Origin of the sequence: Lactococcus nasutitermitis (assembly GCF_018403765.1) — a bacterium.
Lineage (GTDB): Bacteria > Bacillota > Bacilli > Lactobacillales > Streptococcaceae > Lactococcus > Lactococcus nasutitermitis.
Map to the genome: position 1 here is coordinate 179,512 of NZ_BOVQ01000002.1, position 19,031 is coordinate 198,542.

The 19,031-nt window shown below is 36.9% G+C and carries 21 protein-coding genes; 2 read left to right on the plus strand and 19 right to left on the minus strand.

Features of this window, described 5'->3' with window-relative positions:
* Window positions 1-2: 2 nt before the first annotated feature.
* From KJS36_RS01340 to KJS36_RS01405, 15 genes are all read right to left on the minus strand, one after another.
* The gene (locus tag KJS36_RS01340; protein ID WP_213533550.1) at window positions 3-1,976 is read right to left on the minus strand and encodes an FtsX-like permease family protein; all 1,974 of its coding nucleotides are present in this window, start codon (window positions 1,974-1,976) and stop codon (window positions 3-5) included.
* Complete coding sequence (locus KJS36_RS01345) at window positions 1,969-2,736, minus strand: ABC transporter ATP-binding protein (RefSeq protein WP_213533553.1); 768 nt, start codon at window positions 2,734-2,736, stop codon at window positions 1,969-1,971. Before KJS36_RS01345 ends, KJS36_RS01340 begins: the two co-directional genes overlap by 8 nt.
* Before the next feature lies 1 nt (window position 2,737).
* Entirely contained in the window at window positions 2,738-2,866 is a 129-nt protein-coding gene (locus KJS36_RS10870; RefSeq protein ID WP_280520325.1) for a hypothetical protein, read from the minus strand.
* 12 nt (window positions 2,867-2,878) lie between these two features.
* Complete coding sequence (locus KJS36_RS01350; protein WP_213533555.1) at window positions 2,879-3,226, minus strand: YxeA family protein; 348 nt, start codon at window positions 3,224-3,226, stop codon at window positions 2,879-2,881.
* A gap of 128 nt (window positions 3,227-3,354) precedes the next feature.
* Window positions 3,355-3,759: a NusG domain II-containing protein gene (locus tag KJS36_RS01355; RefSeq protein WP_213533557.1), complete on the minus strand. Its 405-nt coding sequence runs from the start codon at window positions 3,757-3,759 to the stop codon at window positions 3,355-3,357.
* Window positions 3,756-4,007, minus strand: coding sequence for a hypothetical protein (locus tag KJS36_RS01360; protein ID WP_213533559.1), 252 nt, complete (start codon window positions 4,005-4,007; stop codon window positions 3,756-3,758). Before KJS36_RS01360 ends, KJS36_RS01355 begins: the two co-directional genes overlap by 4 nt.
* A gap of 1 nt (window position 4,008) precedes the next feature.
* Entirely contained in the window at window positions 4,009-5,175 is a 1,167-nt protein-coding gene (gene aroC / locus KJS36_RS01365; protein WP_213533561.1) for a chorismate synthase, read from the minus strand.
* Between the two features lie 8 nt (window positions 5,176-5,183).
* Entirely contained in the window at window positions 5,184-5,780 is a 597-nt protein-coding gene (locus tag KJS36_RS01370; RefSeq protein WP_213533563.1) for a DUF1054 family protein, read from the minus strand.
* 7 nt (window positions 5,781-5,787) lie between these two features.
* A complete protein-coding gene (locus KJS36_RS01375) occupies window positions 5,788-5,958 on the minus strand; it encodes a hypothetical protein (protein ID WP_213533565.1) in 171 nt (56 codons plus the stop codon).
* Window positions 5,959-5,969: 11 nt separating this feature from the next.
* The gene (locus KJS36_RS01380; protein WP_213533567.1) at window positions 5,970-6,905 is read right to left on the minus strand and encodes a DMT family transporter; all 936 of its coding nucleotides are present in this window, start codon (window positions 6,903-6,905) and stop codon (window positions 5,970-5,972) included.
* Window positions 6,906-7,144: 239 nt separating this feature from the next.
* Window positions 7,145-7,531 (minus strand): DUF1697 domain-containing protein, encoded by a 387-nt coding sequence (locus KJS36_RS01385; RefSeq protein WP_244842526.1) that lies wholly within the window; start codon window positions 7,529-7,531, stop codon window positions 7,145-7,147.
* Window positions 7,531-7,815, minus strand: a complete 285-nt coding sequence (locus tag KJS36_RS01390; protein WP_213533569.1) for a hypothetical protein — start codon at window positions 7,813-7,815, stop codon at window positions 7,531-7,533. Before KJS36_RS01390 ends, KJS36_RS01385 begins: the two co-directional genes overlap by 1 nt.
* Window positions 7,812-8,879: a 3-dehydroquinate synthase gene (gene aroB / locus KJS36_RS01395; protein WP_213533571.1), complete on the minus strand. Its 1,068-nt coding sequence runs from the start codon at window positions 8,877-8,879 to the stop codon at window positions 7,812-7,814. The genes KJS36_RS01390 and aroB overlap by 4 nt, the downstream gene beginning before the upstream one ends.
* A 29-nt stretch (window positions 8,880-8,908) precedes the next feature.
* Window positions 8,909-9,769 (minus strand): shikimate dehydrogenase, encoded by an 861-nt coding sequence (locus KJS36_RS01400; RefSeq protein WP_213533572.1) that lies wholly within the window; start codon window positions 9,767-9,769, stop codon window positions 8,909-8,911.
* Between the two features lie 97 nt (window positions 9,770-9,866).
* On the minus strand, window positions 9,867-10,523 hold the full coding sequence (locus tag KJS36_RS01405) for a VTT domain-containing protein (protein ID WP_213533573.1): 657 nt from the start codon (window positions 10,521-10,523) through the stop codon (window positions 9,867-9,869).
* 260 nt (window positions 10,524-10,783) lie between these two features.
* Between KJS36_RS01405 and KJS36_RS01410 the strand changes: the two genes are divergently transcribed.
* Window positions 10,784-12,958 (plus strand): ABC transporter substrate-binding protein/permease, encoded by a 2,175-nt coding sequence (locus KJS36_RS01410; RefSeq protein ID WP_213533574.1) that lies wholly within the window; start codon window positions 10,784-10,786, stop codon window positions 12,956-12,958.
* 1 nt (window position 12,959) lies between these two features.
* Window positions 12,960-13,697, plus strand: a complete 738-nt coding sequence (locus tag KJS36_RS01415; protein WP_213533575.1) for an amino acid ABC transporter ATP-binding protein — start codon at window positions 12,960-12,962, stop codon at window positions 13,695-13,697.
* A gap of 30 nt (window positions 13,698-13,727) precedes the next feature.
* On the opposite strand, the gene KJS36_RS01420 is transcribed toward KJS36_RS01415, so the two are convergent.
* The 4 genes from KJS36_RS01420 to KJS36_RS01435 all read right to left on the minus strand — a co-directional run bounded on the left by KJS36_RS01420 (window position 13,728) and on the right by KJS36_RS01435 (window position 18,993).
* Complete coding sequence (locus KJS36_RS01420; RefSeq protein WP_213533576.1) at window positions 13,728-14,642, minus strand: lactate/malate family dehydrogenase; 915 nt, start codon at window positions 14,640-14,642, stop codon at window positions 13,728-13,730.
* Between the two features lie 140 nt (window positions 14,643-14,782).
* The gene (locus KJS36_RS01425) at window positions 14,783-17,119 is read right to left on the minus strand and encodes an L-type lectin family protein (protein WP_213533577.1); all 2,337 of its coding nucleotides are present in this window, start codon (window positions 17,117-17,119) and stop codon (window positions 14,783-14,785) included.
* A 236-nt stretch (window positions 17,120-17,355) separates the two neighbouring features.
* Window positions 17,356-18,279, minus strand: coding sequence for a glycosyltransferase family 2 protein (locus KJS36_RS01430; RefSeq protein WP_213533579.1), 924 nt, complete (start codon window positions 18,277-18,279; stop codon window positions 17,356-17,358).
* Window positions 18,280-18,303: 24 nt separating this feature from the next.
* Window positions 18,304-18,993 (minus strand): hypothetical protein, encoded by a 690-nt coding sequence (locus KJS36_RS01435; RefSeq protein ID WP_213533581.1) that lies wholly within the window; start codon window positions 18,991-18,993, stop codon window positions 18,304-18,306.
* Window positions 18,994-19,031 lie beyond the last annotated feature (38 nt).

The window sequence follows — 19,031 nt, forward strand, 5'->3', positions numbered from 1 at the left end:
TTTTAACGTTCAACGATTTTATAATAGACACGACTGGTCAACTTATAAATAAGGTAGTAAATAACCGCAATGAGGATAATCGTGAGAATACTGACTTGCGCGATAGTACTATCGCTAATCTCGAAAACTTCGATAATTTTACTCACCATGATATAAGCAAAGCCAAAGTGAATGATTGTGACGGTAATTGGTAAGAAGAAAATCATACGTACTTGCGATTTGATTGTCTTTGCTACTTCTTCTTTGGATAATCCAACTTCTTGCAAGATTTTGAAGGAACGTTTGTCTTGCGCACCTTCTGATAGCTGTTTGTAGTAAATAATCAGAGCTGCTCCAAGTATGAAACTCATACCAAGAACAAATCCAATAAAGACAAATCCTCCTACTCCTGCACGCGCATCTTCTTGACTGGCTGTTCGATTTTCCATACTGAGATTTTTATTCTGTGCAGTTAATGTTTTGCCAAATTTATTTGCTTGTTGTGGTGCGATATCAAATAAAGCGAGAGCATAAGCATTTGTCGTTACTGTAGGTTCAACATGATGATAATAATTATTGTAGCTATCTATCGCTTCTTGCATTGCTTTATCATTGGCAAAAATAAGGAGGGAAGTTGATGTGAAGCTGGAAACTTTTGGCAGTCCTGTAATCTGTTGTAAATGTCCTAGAACATCAAATTTTTCTCCATACCAATCTAAACTTTGTGCTTTTTCAGTATTGCCTTGATAATCTTTGATGAGTATTTGATTATCTGTTAAGCGACTGAGTGCTTTATCATGATTTCCCAGATTTTTTAAATCAGCTGCTGTGGTCATCGCAACTGAGATGAGATTTCTTGAATTTTCTTCTCGATATATTTTGAGCTGATGATTTTCTAATTTTTGGTTATCCATGATATTTGAAACCATGCTTATCGTGGTTAAATCAGAAATTTTTGTATTTGTTTTCTGTGCTGTTTTATTGATACTCTCGCTCACAGCTTCACGGCTCATTTGTTTTGTTGTTACTTGTGAATTAACAAGTGCTTCTCTTGGAAATTGTTCAGAAACAACTTGATGGATACCAAAGAAAATGCCTAAGGTCACAACGATTGTGACAACCGCCATTGATAAAAGAATGGTGATATTTCCAAGTCCTACTGCATTTGCTTTCATACGGTAGAGCATTGAACTTGTCGTGATAAAATTGTTTGGCTTATAATAACTCGGACGTTTCTTTTTCCATCTGAGATACCAAACTGTGAAACTGATATAAAAAAGGTAAGTACCTACTATAACGAGAAGAACAGCGATAAAAAACTTGGAAACAGCGCTGATAGGATTGGTAACTGAGAGCGCAATGTAGTAACCTGCAACAAGTAAGATAACTGCAATGAGGGCAAGGATGATGTTACTTTTTGGTTCTTTTTCTCCTTTACTTGCTTCTTTCAAGAGGTCAAGGCTGGAAGATTTCCAGATGATAAAACTTCCAATAATCAATAAGAGAATAAAGAAAATCAAGAAAATAAATGCCAGTAAAGCTATCGCTGTTGGATTAATTTGTAGATTGAAATAATTGCCGTTGATGAGATTGACATAAATCAGGAACATAAATTTTGAAAAGGCAATACCAATGATTGTTCCTGCTAGAACAGTAATAATATAGCTTAATACTAACTCGAAAAATGCAACGAGCATGATACTTCCTTTACCAAATCCTAGAATGTCATAAAGTCCAAACTCACGCGAACGTTGTAATTGAAGAAAACGGTAAGAATAAACTAAAATCAACGTCGAAAAGATAATCATGATAACGAGAGCAAATCCCATCAATTGTGCAACTGCATCACCACCACGAAGCTTATGAATAGAAGGTGAGAAGCCAATAGAAGCTGTCACAAAAGTGAGAACAAACATTGTCACACTGGCTAGAAAAAAGGGAAAGAAACTTTTTGCACCTTTTTTTAGATTGCGGACGGCTAACTTGAAACTAAGCATTTACTACCTCCGTTGAGGAAAGAAAGGATGTCATAGAAAGTGTAATTTCTTTGGCAAAATCAGTTGATGATTTTTCTCCTCGGTATAGTTGATGGTAAAGAACACCATCTTTGATGAATAATACACGTTTTGCGTGACTGGCCGCTAAGCTTGAGTGAGTCACCATGATAATTGTTTGTCCTGTTTGATTGATTTCTTCAAAAAGTGTTAAGAGATTTTCAGAATTTTTGAAATCTAGGGCTGCTGTTGGTTCATCGGCGAGAACTAAGTCGGGTTGACTAATCAAGGCACGAGCTACGGCAACACGCTGTTTTTGTCCTCCAGAAAGTTCAAAGGGTTGTTTATCTAGTAATTCTTCTATTCTAAGTTTGGGAGCTAAAACTTCTAATCTTTCTTTCATGATTTTGATATTTTCTTTTGAAAGAACGAGAGGTAGATAAATATTATCGCGGACAGAAAGTGTATCTAGGAGATTGAAATCTTGGAAAACAAATCCGAGATGTTCACGACGAAAGGTTGATATTTCTTTGTCTTTGATTGCGGTGATATCTTGATTATTGAGTAAAACTTGTCCGCTTGTTGGTTTTTCTAATGTTGAGAGAATATTGAGTAAGGTAGTTTTTCCTGAGCCTGATTCGCCCATAATTGCGATATATTCTCCATTTTCTACTGAGAAATCTATGTCAACAAGTGCTGTTGTTTTTTCTTTTGAAAAGCGTGTTTTAAATATTTTTTTGAGATGTTTCACTTCGAGTAACATATTATTGCTCCTTATTTTGTTTGATTTTTGATTTTACAGTACGAAAGCTATAAAGAAGGCAAGCGCCAAGAAGTGAAACAAGGACTACTGTGATGCTTGCAAGGGCAATGTTGAGTTGTAATAGTGTCATTTTTGAATCTCCTTAATTAAGTTTTGTGAGAGCTTTAGTTGGTACTTGATTTTGTTTGACTTCTTCCCAGTTTGTCACGCCTTTAGTTTTGTTGTCGGTAACTTTTAGATAGGCTTGTTGGCGCAAGTTATGGTCTGCACTGAAATCAAGTGCTTTTTCTTTGCCATTTTTATTAAAAGCTTTTTGGCTATAATCGTAAAATACCCAACTTTTTCCTGTGTCGTCTTTTTTCATTACTTTTTTGCCATTTTCCGTGATTTTTACGTAGTAAGTTTCGCCGCCATAACTGACTTTATACCAGGCAAATCCTGCTCCTACGATGAGAGCTAAAACAACGATAATTGTTGCTAATTTTTTCATTTTGTTCTCCTTTTTTGTTGTTTTTTCTTTATGGTTCTATTTTAACAGGAAATTCGCTTGTCCAACCTTACATTTTTGTAAGGTTTCATTTTTTTCTACAAAAAAAGACTCGGTTGAGTCTTTTTAATTTAGGCTGTATAATCAACAGTGTTGTCTTTGCGGTGTTTTGCTGTGGGTAAAACGCTAATCACATTTTTATGTGGTAGGCAGACGATGATTTTGTTGGGCGAATTTGTCCAACTTGTTTTGCGACAAATATTGTCGAAACAGTTGGCGTAAATAATTCTTATTTTTTTGTGGGCAACTTGGATTCTGCAGATTTTTCCCTTATTGTCGTAGGTATAAACTGTATTTTTTGAGAGATTAAAGGTTTTGACAACTTTTCCATCATGCTTTAAAACAGCTTGTGTGCCTGCTTGAGCTGGTTTTGCTAGGAAAAAAATCGGGGTAAAAGATAGGAGACAAAGTGCGAGCAAAACAATGATGTCAAGTGGTTTAATTTTTAACTTTTTGAGTAATGTGACAATTTTCATTTTGGCATTTGGACGTCTAAAAGTAAAACTTCTTGTCCTTGTGGCTTGGGTTCACGCGGATTATAGAAAATAGCGGACATTTCGATGTAGTCTTCGTGCGTTTCTTTTGGTGCTGCGATGATGATATTGTCGTGGAACAGCTCTGTTTGACTGTCGATAAATTGATTGGCTTGATTAATATCATCAAAGATGAATATATCACGCTTTTGGACGGTTACTTTGACTTGATTTTTTGTGAGTTCTGGCATTTTAATATTCCTTTAGGCGTTTACGATAATCAGCGACGGATTTTTGAAGTTCTTGGAAGCTGTCGCTAGAGAATTTTTCACATATTTCTTGGGCGAGGACGGTTGCTACAACATTTTCCATAACAACACCCGCCGCGGGAAGGGCGGTCGGATCTGAGCGTTCAACACTGGCTTTGTAAGGCTCGTGCGTTTCAGTATCTACGGACATGAGCGGTTTGTAAAGGGTTGGAATTGGCTTCATTACGCCACGGACAATGACCTGTTCACCATTTGTCATTCCTCCCTCAAAGCCACCAAGATTATCGGAAGTCCGCGTGTAGCCTGCTTCTTCGCTCCAAACGATGCCGTCCATGACTTCTGAGCCTTTTTGCTTACCGGCTTCAAAACCAATTCCGAATTCTACACCTTTGAACGCATTGATAGAAACGACGCTAGCTGCGATTTTTGCATCTAATTTGCGGTCGTATTGGACGTAACTCCCCAATCCTGCGGGAATATTTTCTGCACGGACTTCAACGATACCGCCGATTGTGTCGCCTGCTTTTTTTATCTCGTCAATGTAGCTGCGAATCTCATCTGCATTGCTTTCATCAACGACTGACAGGTCATTTTTTCCTGCTGTGGCTTTGATTTGGGCGACAGATAAATTTGACAGAACTGTCAAAGATTTTCCACCAAAATTGACGATGTGGTTGGCAATTTCGATGTCTAATTCGTGTAATAATTTCTTTGCGACTGCGCCGACAGCTACGCGCATCGTCGTTTCACGAGCGGATGAACGTTCGAGGACATTGCGCAAATCTTCAAATTCGTATTTCTGTCCGCCGACCAAATCAGCGTGTCCTGGACGCGGTTTTGTGAGTTTGCGTTGCATTTTTATCTTATCCTCAACATCTGCTGCTGCCATGATTTGTGTCCAATTTTTGAAATCGCGATTTTCAACGTTGAGCGTGACTGGGCTGCCAATCGTTTTGCCGTGACGCACCCCACTTGTAATTTCGACTTGGTCAGATTCAATTTTCATGCGTCCGCCACGACCGTAACCTCCTTGGCGACGTTTGAGTTCGATATTGATATCTTCTGCTGTCAATGGCAAGCCCGCTGGCAAGCCTTCTATAATTGCTGTTAAGCGTGGTCCGTGTGATTCTCCTGCTGTAAAATATCTCATAATTTTCCTCATTCTTCTTTCATTAGTTTATCATAAATTGGGCTGAGTTGCTGAATCGTTTCTAACATTTCTGATAGAATTTTCTCATCTTGTCTTCTGTTGAATTGTTCAGCTGTCCAAACTTTTCCAATTTGAAATTCTGATTTTTTGACAGTTTTCAGACGTTGAATATTTTTTGACAGTTCTGTCAAATCAGTAAAATCAGGCTTTGTGTGGTCTTTTGAGAGGACAAATTTTTTTGACAAGTCTGTCAAATTTTCTGACAAGATTTCCGCATAGTTTTGCTGTCTTTTTGGCTGGTCAATGATGGACAGATACAGAAAAACGTGATTTTTCCAGATGCCGAGTGTGAAGCAAGCTTCCATTTTGTAACCGCGCTTTTGTGTGGAAATCGCGCACCAGGTGCTGTCTGGCGCATAAGCTGTCCTTCTGCGGTGCTGGGCAATATGTAAATAAAAATTTTCTGACGGAAATATTTTTGACAGTTCTGTCAAAAATTTCTCACCAATTTCCTGAAAAATCGGCTGAATTTCTGAGCGAATGGCTATCATTCTTGGTTCTAAGCCCTCAATATCAAAGATTTCAAATGATTTTTTATCAAACATTTTTTGCTCACTCACAATCATAACTCATATCATCTGCATTTTCAAACAGAGTGTAAATCTTGTCCAAGGCTGTCATTGCAAGTGTTCCAGCCTTTTCGCCTTTTGCCTCTTCTTGAATAATTTTCAGTTGCGCAATCGCAATTTGCAATGCTTGATTTTCTAATTTTTCTTCTCTCATTTATTTTCCTCTCATAAAAATTTAATAAAAACAATACCGAGCAACATTACCAAAACACCAATCACTTGGAAACGCTGAATATTATAGCGTAGAGAGCGCCACCAACCAAATTGTTGTACCAACATTGAACCGACAATTTGCCCAATCAGCGCCATCATAATCGTCAATCCAGCACCAATCTGTGGCACTGCAAGAACGGTTGTAAGCACAAACAAAGCGCCTAAAATACCACCAAACCCATTCCAAACTTTCGCCTTTTTCAACTCTGAAAATTTTGGCAAACGTCTGTCAACAATCAAAGCAACCAAGAAAATTGCCAAAAATCCGAGGAAAAATGAGACAAATGATGCTTGTGATGGATTGTGAAGCAATGTTCCTAAATGTCCATTAATTGCCTGCTGAATTGCCGAAAGTCCGCCAACTATGACCGCCCACACTCGCCAAACAAGCAAATTTTTCGTCTCGTTTGAAGAGCTTTTCGCCTGAGATTTTCCTGACAAACTGGGCAAGACGACAGCGATAAGCACACCAACAAGCGTAATCAAAATACCGATAAAACGGAACGTACTCAGCGAAATTTGCAAAGCACCAAACCAGCCAAAACTGTCAATGACAATTCCCATGAGAATTTGCCCTAAAATTGGCAAAATAACTGTCTGTACAGCGCCCAGTCGCGGAAAAAGCAACACATTACTCGTCAGATAAATCCCGCCCAGTAAGCCACCAAGCCATACCCAAACTGGTTCTCCCGTGATAAAAGTCCAACTCGGAAAAAGCGTATGCGAGACGATAATCGTGATAATTCCAAGGAAAATCGAACCAACAAAATTAGAAAGAGCGGAAGCAAGAAAAGGAGAGCCAACAATTTTACGCAAATCTGCATTGATTGGATTTTGATTGGCAAGTAAAAAGCCTGCCACCACTGCAAAAACAAGATAAATCAGCATTTTTCCTTTCCTTTCTCATTTCAATTTTTTTGACATGGCCAAGCCGTTGCGAGTTTTCTCGCTTACGGATAGGCTAACATGTCCACCTAAAACTGTCAAAAATTTTTTAACAATAAAACTCATAATTTTTTAATAATTTTCTCAATCGTATTCAAATTTCGACTGGTAAATTTTTCTCTATATCTCGCCTGACCAAGCACCTTGCCAAATTCCGTTTTCACAGTAGAGCCAATCGCCACCTACCAATAAAAATTCCCTTGTACAAGTGCAGCACGTTCTGTCAAATCATGTTTTATTTTGACAAAGCTGTCAAAAATAAATTCAGCAAAATTTTCATCAGAAATAAAAACATAATTGTGCTTATCACGTTCATTATCAAAAGGATTAGCCAGCATCATCTGCCGAATTTCCACATCTGTTTTTAGAAAAAACGCCACAGGCAAAATCTCGCTCAATCTCTGAAAAATCTCCATTTTATCCAAATCCGATGAAAAAATAATATTCCCCGTAGCAAGCACTGTAACAATATCTGTAAATCCAGCACTTTCAAAATCAGCCTTCAAATCAGCCATTTTCAGCTTAATTCCGCCAACATTGACACCACGTAAAAACGTACAAACTCTCATTATCTGATATTTTCTTTCCCTAAAAATGAATAATAATTCACATTATTTTTATAATCATCCAATGTTTCCGAAGCAATCCAAGCACTCATTTTATTCAACTCAAACAATTTTTCATAGCCATAATGTTCAATTAAGAACACCCAACCTTCCGCTGAAATATAAGCTTGAGCATCTTTACAATAACCAAACAATTCAATTAAAAGTTGCTCATCTAGCAGTTCTTGCTGACAGTAACTCTTTCCTTCAGCCTCTGGATATTTATACCATGCTAATAATTCTCTCATTTTTTAAGATATTCTCTCATTTCATCAAAACTAATTGGATTAATCATCGCCTGACCAATTTCAGGAACAAGTACCGTTTTAATCAAGCTACCACGCGCCTTTTTATCATGTGTCAACGCTTGAAACAGCACATCTTCATCCCAAGGTTCATAGCTATCCGGCAGCCCAAATTTAAGCACCATTTCCCGAATTTGCTTCGTAATTCCTGCTGGCATCAATCCTCGCGCCTCAGCACCCTTGGAAATTTGCACCATTCCAATCGCCACAGCCTCACCGTGCATCACTTTCCCATAGCCCGCCGTCGTCTCAACCGCGTGACCAATCGTATGACCAAAATTCAAATATAAACGCACACCATTATCTAATTCATCATCAACAACCACTTTACGCTTCACATCACAAGACGCATGAATCACATATTCTGCATAATTTTCCAGCAAATCCTGTTCATCTTTCATCTCACCAAGCGTGTCCCAGAGCTTTTTATCAGCGATCAATCCACATTTGATGACCTCGCCAATTCCCTCACGCAAACAACGTGTATCCAGCGTATCCAGCACATCAGGGTCAATCAGCACTCCATCAGGCTGCGTAAATGTTCCAATCATATTTTTAGCAACAATACTATTAATTCCTGTCTTACCGCCAACCGAACTATCCACCTGCGCCGTCAGACTCGTTGGAATTTGCAAAAAATGAATCCCACGCATATAAGTACTCGCCACAAAACCAGCCAAATCACCAGTTACTCCACCACCGAGCGCCACAATGCCATCAGAACGTGTCAATCCAACTTCCGCACAGAAATTCCAAGCTTTTTCAGCTGTTGCCAGAACTTTTGATGCTTCACCTTCAGGAAATTCAAAGATAAACACTTCAAAACCAGCTTTTGACAGTTCTGTCAAAACTTTTTTTCCATATAAATCATTGACGTGATTGTCCGAAATCACAACAATCTTCTGCGTTTTCCACAAACTAGCTGTCCAGCTTCCAATCTTTGCAAGCGCCCCACGTTCAATGACAATATCATAAGGATGTTCTGGCAAATTTACATTTAATTTCATTTTATTCTCACTTTCTAAAAAATTCTAACTTATAACTTCTCAGCCAATTCTTTCTCAAGCACATCAACTGGCATTTTTTGTCCCGTCCACATTTCAAAACTCTCAGCAGCTTGATACAACAGCATTCCAACACCATTCGCCGTCACAGCTCCCTGCGCCTTAGCCCATTTCAAAAATGACGTTTCAAGCACTTTATAAATCAAATCCACCACCAAAATCTTCTCAGGTAATTTTATTTCAGAAGAAAGTGGCAAATTTGCCTCTTCCATTCCCACAGGAGTCCCATTTACCAGCAAGTTTGAGCGATTAACTTTCTCTTGCAAATCAGCAAAATCTCCCAAATCACAAAGTTCAATTTTAACTCCCGTTGCCTCTGCTAACTCTGCTAAACGCTGTTTCAAAGGTTCAAATGAAGCCGAATGACGCGCAAACACATTCACTTTCTCAACACCGAGCAAACAAGCCTGTGCAAGCACCGCAATCGCAGCTCCACCTCCACCAAGTACTGTTATTTCCTTATTTTTCGCAGAAAATCCAAAACGCTCCAAACTCTTAAACAAACCAATTCCGTCTGTATTATGTCCAATCAATTTTCCATCAAAATTAACCACCGTATTTACAGCCCCGATTAACCGCGCTTCATCCGTCAAATAATCCACATAATCTAAAGCCAAACGTTTATAAGGCATCGAAATATTCAAACCATACATGTTAAGTTTTCTAACATTGGAAATTATCTGTCCAAAATCTTCCTCATCAATTTCCCAAGCCAAATACACACCATTTATCCCCGTCAGCTCAAAAGCACGATTATGAATAAAAGGTGACAAACTATGTTTAATAGGTTTTGCCACAACAGCCGCCATTCGTGTATAACCATCAATTTTCATATTTTCAACCTCATAACTAAATCCTAGCACTACATTTCAAAAAAATTCTTTCATATAAAAATAGTATTCACTATTGTAAATACTATTATAACTTATTTTAAACAGTTTTGCGCCCCTTAAAGTAGCGCCGTACAAAACCAATAACCGCAGGTAAAAGAGACACAATAACAATCGCAATCATTACCAACTCAAAATTTTTCTTAATAAATGGAACCTGCCCAAATAGATAACCAGCGCCAAGCGCCAATGTTACCCAAGAAAAACCGCCCAATAAATTGAAAAACACAAATTTCTTATGTGGCATTTTTCCAGCACCAGCTGTAAATGGCACAATCGTACGGATAATCGGCATAAAACGTCCAAGGAAAATCGCCCACGAACCCCATTTTTTGAAAAATTGATGCGCCTCATCCAAATATTCCTGTTTTAAAAACCGCGATAACAGTCGATGCTTTGGAATAACATCACCAAACTTCCGTCCAATTTCATAATTCACTAGATTAGCAAAGAAAGCAATCGCACCCATCACAACAATCAGCAACCACAAAGACAGTTTCCCAGGATAAAGAGCCGCCATCGAACCCACAAAAAATAAAATCGAATCCCCAGGTAAAAACGGAAAAATAACCAAACCTGTCTCAATGAAAATAACCGCACCAAGCAACACATAAACCCAGATATGCGCGCCTGGAACACTCAAAAAATGCGAAATCCAATCATTAAAAAAACCAAAAATAGAAAGACTAATAAACATAAATAATTCCTTTACATTGCCACGATTGTAGCTCCTAATATTCTACAACAAATCTCATCATTTGACAACCATATATAAAATTCTCTAATCAACATCATTTATCCCTCTCCCCAAAAAAGAAAAAATATGGTATAATTTAATAGAAATATATAAAATTTTGTCACAATTAGTGATGTAAGATTTTATCACACGAGTTATTGAACAAATTTTATCTTTATGATATAATATTTTCAATACACTTTTACTACGAGGAGGAAGAAATGAAAAAGTTTTTTCTAACACTAACCACACTTTTAACCCTTTTCATTGGGCTTTTCTTTATAACAACACATGCAAGCGCAACTACTACTGTAAAAATTGCTAGTGATAACGCATATGCACCGTTTGAATTTCAAGATTCCAATAAAAAATGGGTAGGGATTGATGTTGACATCATAAAAGAAGTTGCCAAAGAAAATCACTGGAAACTTGACTTAACTTTCCCTGGATTTGACACAGCTGTCAATCAGCTCAAAGCTGGACAAGTAGATGGTGTCATCGCAGGTATGTCTATCACAGACGAACGTAAAAAAGTATTTGATTTTTCAGATCCTTACTACACTTCAGCCTTGACGATTGCAACAACCAAAGAACACAAAATTACCTCCTATGCAAAACTCAAAGGTAAAACTGTAGGTGCAAAAAATGGTACCGCAGCACAAGCATGGTTACAAGCTAACCAATCAAAATATGGTTATACAATCAAAACATATGCTGACGGTACTCACATGTATTCTGCACTCTCTGCAGGTAATATTGCTGGAGCTATGGATGATGTACCTGTTATTGCCTATGCTATCGCCCAAGGTCAAGACCTTGCCACGAACCTCCCTAAGATTGTTGAACCTGGAGGATATGGATTTGCCGTTGTTAAAGGTACTCATTCAAAATTAATCAACGAATTCAACAAAACATATACTAAAATGAAAGAAAACGGTGATTATCAAAAAATAATTGATAAATACACTTCTTCTTCAAATACAGCTACATCTACCAATCTCAATGCCAAAGCGAAACCTAAAAAAGCTGTTTATCAGATTTATTCCGATAATTCTTTTGCACCATTTGAATTTCAAAATAGCAACAAGCAATTTACAGGGATTGACGTCGATTTGCTCAACGCTATTGCCAAAGAACAAGGATTTAAAATTCACTTTAATTTCGTTGGATTTGCAGCTGCTCTAAATGGTTTATCTTCTGGACAAGCAGATGGTATGATGTCTGGAATGTCTATTACCGATGAACGTAAAAAAACATTTACTTTCTCAAACTCTTACTACAATTCAAACATCACCGTTGCTGTAAACAAAGCTACCTCCGATATCAGCAAATGGTCTGATTTATCTGGTAAAGTCGTCGGTGCAAAAAATGGAACAGCAAGCTATGACTATCTTATCCAAAACAAGAGCAAATATGGCTATTCTGTCAAAACATTCTCCGATGCTACATCAATGTATTCAGCTTTAAAAACAGGTTCTATCAATGCGGTGATGGACGACGAACCTGTCATCCAGTATGCCATCAAACAAGGACAAAAATTTAAAATTCCTCTGAAATCAATTCCCGAAGGAAGTTATGGATTTGCCGTTAAAAAAGGAAGTAATCCTGAGCTGATTCAAATGTTTAACTACGGATTAGCGAAACTCAAATCTGACGGACAATATGATAAAATCATTGGAAAATATCTTGCAACTTCAGAAGAAAAAACTTCAAAGAAAACAATCAATGAAAATTCATTTTTGGGAATTATCGTCAATAATTGGCAACAAATTCTTAGTGGTTTAAAAATTACACTCCTTCTAGCACTTGTTGGATTTGTTCTAGCTTTAGTCGTCGGCATACTTTTTGGTCTTATGTCCGTATCACCAAACAAAATTTTCCGTGGTATCGCTCGTGTTTATATTGATCTAAATCGTTCAATTCCACTTCTTGTCCTCATCTTCTTCCTCTTTTATGGTATCCCTAATCTTTTACAGATAATTACTGGTCAGCAACATCCATTAAACGAGTTCCTAGCAGGTGTCATTGCCTTAACGCTCAATGAATCAGCTTATATTTCTGAAACTATTCGTGGCGGTGTACAAGCTGTTCCAATCGGGCAAATGGAAGCCTCTCGTTCACTTGGAGTTCCTTATACAAAAACAATGAGAAAGGTTATCATCCCTCAAGTCATTAAAATAACAATCCCAAGTTTGATTAACCAATTTGTCATCACGGTAAAAGATACAACATTAGTTGCGACTATTGGGCTCGTTGAAATGTTCCAAGTCGGCCAAATTATCGTAGCAAGAAATTTCCAAGGTTTCACAGTTTATGGATTGATTGGTTTGATTTATATCATTATTCTCCTTAGTCTAATGTGGCTAGGACGTTATGTGGAAAGGAAGTTAAAATAATATGGCAACACAAATCGAAGTGCAAGATTTGCACAAATATTACGGAAAAAATGAAGTTCTTAAAGGGATTTCTGTCAAGTTTGAAAAGGGAGATTGTGTCTGTATTATCGGACCTTCAGGTTCTGGAAAATCAACCTTCCTCAGAACCTTAAACGGTCTTGAAGAAGCAACCGAAGGCGACATTATTGTTGACGGTTATAATCTCACTGATAAAAATACAAATATCAATATTGTTCGTCAAAATGTTGGAATGGTTTTTCAGCAGTTTAACCTATTTCCAAACATGAGTGTCATTGATAACATTATGTATGCACCAACTGAACTGAAAGTAATGACTAAAGCTGAGGCAAAAGAACGCGCCCTTGATTTACTCTCTCAAGTTGGTTTAACAGATTTTAAAGATGCAATGCCTGAAACCTTATCTGGAGGTCAAAAACAACGTGTTGCCATCGCTCGTGCATTAGCTATGCGCCCAGACGTTATGCTCTTTGACGAACCCACTTCTGCACTTGACCCCGAAATGGTGGGAGATGTACTGGAAGTTATGCAAAAACTTGCCGAAGAAGGAATGACAATGTTGATTGTCACTCACGAGATGGGATTTGCTCGTAAAGTAGCGAACCGTGTCATCTTTACCGATGGTGGTGTTATTCTCGAAGATGGAACACCAGAAGAATTATTTGACCATCCAAAACATCCACGTTTACAAGATTTTCTTTCTAAAGTTCTTAACGCATAAATAAAAAAACACCACCTGGTGTTTTTTTATTTACCCAAATTTTTTGATTTTATCTTGTATCTCATCTGCTGACGCTTGCAATTTCTCTTTTTCTATTTCAGTCAAAGGCAAATCAATTATTTCCTCTACACCATCTTTCCCGATTAAAGCAGGTGTAGAAATATAAGAATCAAACTTTTCATCATAATGCGAGCAGATAGCGATATTCTTAGCATCAGATAAAACAAGGTTCATCAATCCAACTGTCGCTGCAGCAATAGCGACATTCGTATAACGTTTCGTATCAAAAACAGCAAAACCACCTTGGCGCGCATTTTCTTCAATTACTTCTAGCTCAATTCCTCGTTCCTTTGCAATTTCAGTAAATGGACGTCCAGCTATTCGTACCGTTGACCAAGCAGCAAATTGAGAATTACCATGTTCACCTAGAACATACCCCTCGACAGTCCTGGGATCAAGCCCCAAACAATCTGCTACTTGTCTCTTCAAACGTGCCGTATCCAGATAAGTTCCTGTCCCAATAATATGTTTTTTAGGCAAATGAAGCAAGCGAGCATACATATCCACAATAACATCATTAGGATTTGTCGTCGCAATTAGAATACCATTAAATTTGGACAGATTAAGCTTCTCAGCCACTTCTTGGATTTCAGGAATATTTGCCCGTAACTCAGTAAAACGGTCCCCAGCAGGCTTAATAAGCTCAATATGCCCCAATGTAGAAAGAACAACATCTGCGTCCTCCAGATCTGAATAATCTCCTGCAATAATTTTTGTATGAAAAGCTTGCAAGCTCAAAGAATCTTGTAAATCCCACATCTCAGCCTTAGCAACAGCAGGATTTTTATCAATCAATACAAGTTCATCTGCATATCCCCCCTGTACAATATCAAGAGCTACTGTAGCTCCCACGTGTCCTACACCAATAATAGCAATTTTCCTCATTACACATCCTCCATTTATTTTTTGTATAGACTATTTAAAGAAATTTATTATCAATCACTCTAAATTTTCCCATACTAATCTCTTATTTGATTTTATCACAAAAAAGCCCAAATTACTGAGCTTTTTGTGATAAAAATTCTTTATTTTTTTAGAAACATGAGCATTCTTTTTATAAATTCAACAATCGCAAGCGACGAAGCCGTTCCAATAACTACTCCTCCAGCACCCGCCAGACGTACACGCAAAGTATGCGCCCGCTCTGAAAACTGCTTCAAAGTCTTAGACAAGTTTCTACTTTGATGTCCTGCTACTTTATTCATCCCTACTTGTTCTTTACTCACTTGGGGACTTTTATTATCAGTCGCTACTTCTTTTACTGACTTTTCTACTGGCTTTTTATCAGTTTCTGCTTTATTAACTTTATCTGGAACTTTTTGTGCTTCAGTTACCACCGCACTTTGCTTTACTTTAGCACCATCTACTGAAACTTTTTCCTGTTTACTCAAATGAGAAGCAACTACTTTTTCATAATGAACACTTATATTTATTTTTTCAGACTTATAAATTCCTGCTATAGTATTCTTTTTTATATTTGCCGCCAACTGTTTATCACTACCTGACGTTACAACTTGTGTTTTCCCATCAAAATCCGTATAGGTCATCGTGACAACTGCATTATAAATATTGTGTTCCTTATCTGTCTCAGTTGGCAGAACAGTTGCACTATAATCATCATCGTACAAACCTTTATCCGTTTTTGTTATCACACTTCCGTCAACATTAGTTATATTAAGTGAAAGCTGCGTAGGAAGCGCTGAAACAAGTAAATGAAAATCAAGAGGAGCCACTGAAAAATTAGGATAGGCAAGCAAAGCAGACTTCAAATCTGGATAATCCTTACCGTCTGGTCCAACAACTCCAGATACCGAATATCCTACTGGCAATTTGGGTAAATATGGCAGAGAAATCTTATCTCCTACTAATCCCTTTACTTCAGCAATATTTGGAAGTTGAGTTGAAGTATTATGTGTCCCCGCAGCATATTGATAATCAAACTTTACTTTTGCTGGTAAAGCCGCTAAGTAAATTGTAAAATTCTGCTGCCCATCACTGAAATTTGGAGAACTTGCTAGAGCATCATCAAGATTATTAAACTCAGCACCATTTGCATTTACAACCTTTGCAATATCATAACCTGCTAATAAATCAAAGTTTGGTTTTGCAATCAAACTTCCTTGCAGTCCACTTTCAATGATTGTTTTTGGAAGCTCAGCATTGGTATTAGTATTGAGCCAAGCAAAATGAAAGACAGCTGTCCCCTTTGGAATTGGATTATAGTACACATCAATAACATTTGAGGCATTATCATCACTGACAATAACTGATTTTACTGCTTGGACATTGTAGCCAGCAACACTAGGAGCAATAAAATCATAAGAAGAGCTGTTATCACTACTTGAACTTTGAGAATCATTTATCGAAATTTGATCTCCAACATTTGCTAAAATTGTTGATGTCTCTCCAATTTCTTGTTGCGTCTGCTGATTGATATAATTTACTTGAACATTTTTTGTTATTTTACTTGCAGAAAACGAACCACCCTGACTTGCATAACTAAGCGTTCCATAATAATTTCCTGTTGCTCCAACAATACCAAGCAACATTGAGCAAGGAACTGTAACATTTTGGGATATATTTGTTGTTTTGCCGTTTACAGTAGTTATTGTATAGTTAAGTTGTCCTGTAACAGTATTTTCATCAGAATTTATCTCCTGAGGTTGCCAATCAACTCCCATTTGATCAGTTATTACATTTGAATTATCCGGACTATCTGCAGCTTCAGCAACAGCATAACCACTATTAATCAATGCACCCGTTGAATTTGTTTGTCTAATAACAACATTATTTGAAACTGTAGTAGGCAAACCAATATTATCACTGTCACAGCCAGGATTATTATATAAATCTCGTCCTGCAAAAATTGAATCAGATAAACCACCAATTCCTAATTGATTACTAACTGCATTAACTAAATTAGTTGAAACTTCATTCATAGATGCTGGGGTAAAAATAAATCCAAGTGCATCTCCTGCTGCCAAAGGATTAGTTTCTCTGTAAGATTTAAGAGAAAACTCCCCTGAAAGATGGACAGCTTGTGTCATATCAACAGGTTCACGGAAGAAAGAATATCCAGCACTATTGGGTTGATTAGTCACCAAATTTATAGCAAAAGCTGATGAACTAGATGTTACCGTCGCTCCAACATTCGTCCACATCGTATTATCTTGATAAAACTGAGCAGGGTATAAATGACCACCGATATTTATTGTTTGTCCAAAAGAAAGCTGTTGATTCTGTAAATTATTTGCTGTATCTGCAAAAGCAAGATAGTTACTGTCAGAACTTTGCAAAAGAGAGATACTAGAAGATGTAGAAACACCGAAAAGAGCTGTTGCAAAAAGCAACCCAGCTATCATTCTTTCGTATTTTCTATATCTTTTTCGAGTATCTCTCGAGTTCATTTATTCACACTTTCTAGCTTTAAAATTCCCTAGTACTATTCTAACATCATTACTTATACATTACAAGAGAAAAGATTTTGTTACAGCATATCCTTTATATCTCATCAACACTCATTATCATTTTTTAGTTTTTTTATTGATAGTATAAATATTATAATAGCAAATTTTTTTATGCTTCTGTTATAAAAAGCTTACTTTTGTTCTTTAACGATATATACTGGACGCTTCTTACTTTCTAAGAAGATATTACTGATATATTTTCCAATAATTCCCAACATCAAAAGTGTAAAGCCAAAACAAAAAAGAAGAACAACAATCATAGATGTCCAACCACTTACTGAATGATGGAAAAACAGCTGACGAATAATCAAAGCAATTATCCCAATGATTGTAAGAAAAACAGTTGTTAAACCTGTGTAAGTTGCAATCTCAAGAGGAGCTTCTGAAAAATTAACAAAACCATCAAAAGCATAAGCTACTTTCTCCCAAAAATTCCATTTTGTCTTCCCAGCCACTCGCTGTTGATTTTCATAGCTTATATATTGCGTATTAAAACCTACCCAACTAAATAATCCCTTTGAAAAGCGATTATATTCTGAAAGCTGTAAAATGGCATCTACTACCTGCCGTGTCATTAAACGAAAATCCCGAACACCATCAATTATTTCCGTTTTACTCATCTTATTTATCAATTTATAAAAAAGACGTGAGCCGACAGAAATCAGTAGAGCTTCCCCCGAACGACTCACACGTTGCGCTGCTACACAATCTATATCCTTTTCCTGAATTTTCTCGTACATTTCCAGTAATAACTCAGGTGGGTCTTGTAAATCTGCATCCATCAAAGTCACGTAATCTCCACTTGCCGTTTGCAAACCTGCTAATATTGCTGCTTCCTTACCAAAGTTACGTGAAAAAGAAAGATAATGAACGAAAGTATTTTCATCACATAAAGAACGTAAAGTGTCCAAGGTTCCATCTGTTGAACCATCATTAACAAAAATATACTCAAATTCAAGAGGAAATTCCAAACGAATTTTCTCAATTCTTTCAAAAAATATAGGAAGTGCTACTTCCTCATTATAACAGGGAACAATTACTGAAAGACTGCTCATCTATCCAACCTTCTAAATCAATATTCACAGAAAACCTTTTCTATTCGTGCCAATTATTTGTTTTTTTATTTTAGGAATCTGCAAATCTTCACACATAGCTTTTTTCACACGGACAATTAAATTTTCTTTTGGAATAAGTAACTCTCGAACCTTATCATCTCGTGCCTCAAGCTCAATCAAATTTATTGCTGCTTCTATTGAATCCACTTCATGATTTTGCAATACCTTAATAATGTAGGAAAGAGTTTCTGTATTCAAATATTTTGCAGGAATTTTTGAATTTATAAACATTTCATTTTGCAAATATTCTTCTGCTTTTTGAGCAATATTTTTTTGCTCTTTTTTAAATTTAGGCATAAGAAATTTTGAAATCATTCTTTTACCACCAGGTAAATAATCCTTTTTCCAAAGAGAATTTAAGCCCGTTGTTAAAAGAGCACCTAAACACCAGGTCACAAAAGTAATAGCAAACATCCGCATAAAAGATTCAAGTTCACTTACTTGTACCACACTATTCCCCAAAATTTTAGAATATTTGCTCAATCCCCAAAACATAGCACAGAGAGAAATGACCGTCGCTACAAGAACAGATTGATAATATATTCGACGTTCAATTTTATGTTCAAAAGTTTTTTTCAAATTGTCAATTTGTAAAATTGATTGTTCAAGTTTTTTTAAAACACTGAATAGCTCAATACAGTAATCAACGACCATTTTTTCTCCTTTCCTAAAGTTTTTATACAAATACACTA

Excerpts from the sequence above, each read along its gene's own strand:
- KJS36_RS01340 (WP_213533550.1), bottom strand. The coding sequence starts at position 1,976 with ATGCTTAGTTTCAAGTTAGCCGTCCGCAATCTAAAAAAAGGTGCAAAA.
- KJS36_RS01345 (WP_213533553.1), bottom strand. The coding sequence starts at position 2,736 with ATGTTACTCGAAGTGAAACATCTCAAAAAAATATTTAAAACACGCTTT.
- KJS36_RS10870 (WP_280520325.1), bottom strand. The coding sequence starts at position 2,866 with ATGACACTATTACAACTCAACATTGCCCTTGCAAGCATCACAGTAGTC.
- KJS36_RS01350 (WP_213533555.1), bottom strand. The coding sequence starts at position 3,226 with ATGAAAAAATTAGCAACAATTATCGTTGTTTTAGCTCTCATCGTAGGA.
- KJS36_RS01355 (WP_213533557.1), bottom strand. The coding sequence starts at position 3,759 with ATGAAAATTGTCACATTACTCAAAAAGTTAAAAATTAAACCACTTGAC.
- KJS36_RS01360 (WP_213533559.1), bottom strand. The coding sequence starts at position 4,007 with ATGCCAGAACTCACAAAAAATCAAGTCAAAGTAACCGTCCAAAAGCGT.
- aroC (WP_213533561.1), bottom strand. The coding sequence starts at position 5,175 with ATGAGATATTTTACAGCAGGAGAATCACACGGACCACGCTTAACAGCA.
- KJS36_RS01370 (WP_213533563.1), bottom strand. The coding sequence starts at position 5,780 with ATGTTTGATAAAAAATCATTTGAAATCTTTGATATTGAGGGCTTAGAA.
- KJS36_RS01375 (WP_213533565.1), bottom strand. The coding sequence starts at position 5,958 with ATGAGAGAAGAAAAATTAGAAAATCAAGCATTGCAAATTGCGATTGCG.
- KJS36_RS01380 (WP_213533567.1), bottom strand. The coding sequence starts at position 6,905 with ATGCTGATTTATCTTGTTTTTGCAGTGGTGGCAGGCTTTTTACTTGCC.
- KJS36_RS01385 (WP_244842526.1), bottom strand. The coding sequence starts at position 7,531 with ATGAGAGTTTGTACGTTTTTACGTGGTGTCAATGTTGGCGGAATTAAG.
- KJS36_RS01390 (WP_213533569.1), bottom strand. The coding sequence starts at position 7,815 with ATGAGAGAATTATTAGCATGGTATAAATATCCAGAGGCTGAAGGAAAG.
- aroB (WP_213533571.1), bottom strand. The coding sequence starts at position 8,879 with ATGAAATTAAATGTAAATTTGCCAGAACATCCTTATGATATTGTCATT.
- KJS36_RS01400 (WP_213533572.1), bottom strand. The coding sequence starts at position 9,769 with ATGAAAATTGATGGTTATACACGAATGGCGGCTGTTGTGGCAAAACCT.
- KJS36_RS01405 (WP_213533573.1), bottom strand. The coding sequence starts at position 10,523 with ATGTTTATTAGTCTTTCTATTTTTGGTTTTTTTAATGATTGGATTTCG.
- KJS36_RS01410 (WP_213533574.1), top strand. The coding sequence starts at position 10,784 with ATGAAAAAGTTTTTTCTAACACTAACCACACTTTTAACCCTTTTCATT.
- KJS36_RS01415 (WP_213533575.1), top strand. The coding sequence starts at position 12,960 with ATGGCAACACAAATCGAAGTGCAAGATTTGCACAAATATTACGGAAAA.
- KJS36_RS01420 (WP_213533576.1), bottom strand. The coding sequence starts at position 14,642 with ATGAGGAAAATTGCTATTATTGGTGTAGGACACGTGGGAGCTACAGTA.
- KJS36_RS01425 (WP_213533577.1), bottom strand. The coding sequence starts at position 17,119 with ATGATAGCTGGGTTGCTTTTTGCAACAGCTCTTTTCGGTGTTTCTACA.
- KJS36_RS01430 (WP_213533579.1), bottom strand. The coding sequence starts at position 18,279 with ATGAGCAGTCTTTCAGTAATTGTTCCCTGTTATAATGAGGAAGTAGCA.
- KJS36_RS01435 (WP_213533581.1), bottom strand. The coding sequence starts at position 18,993 with ATGGTCGTTGATTACTGTATTGAGCTATTCAGTGTTTTAAAAAAACTT.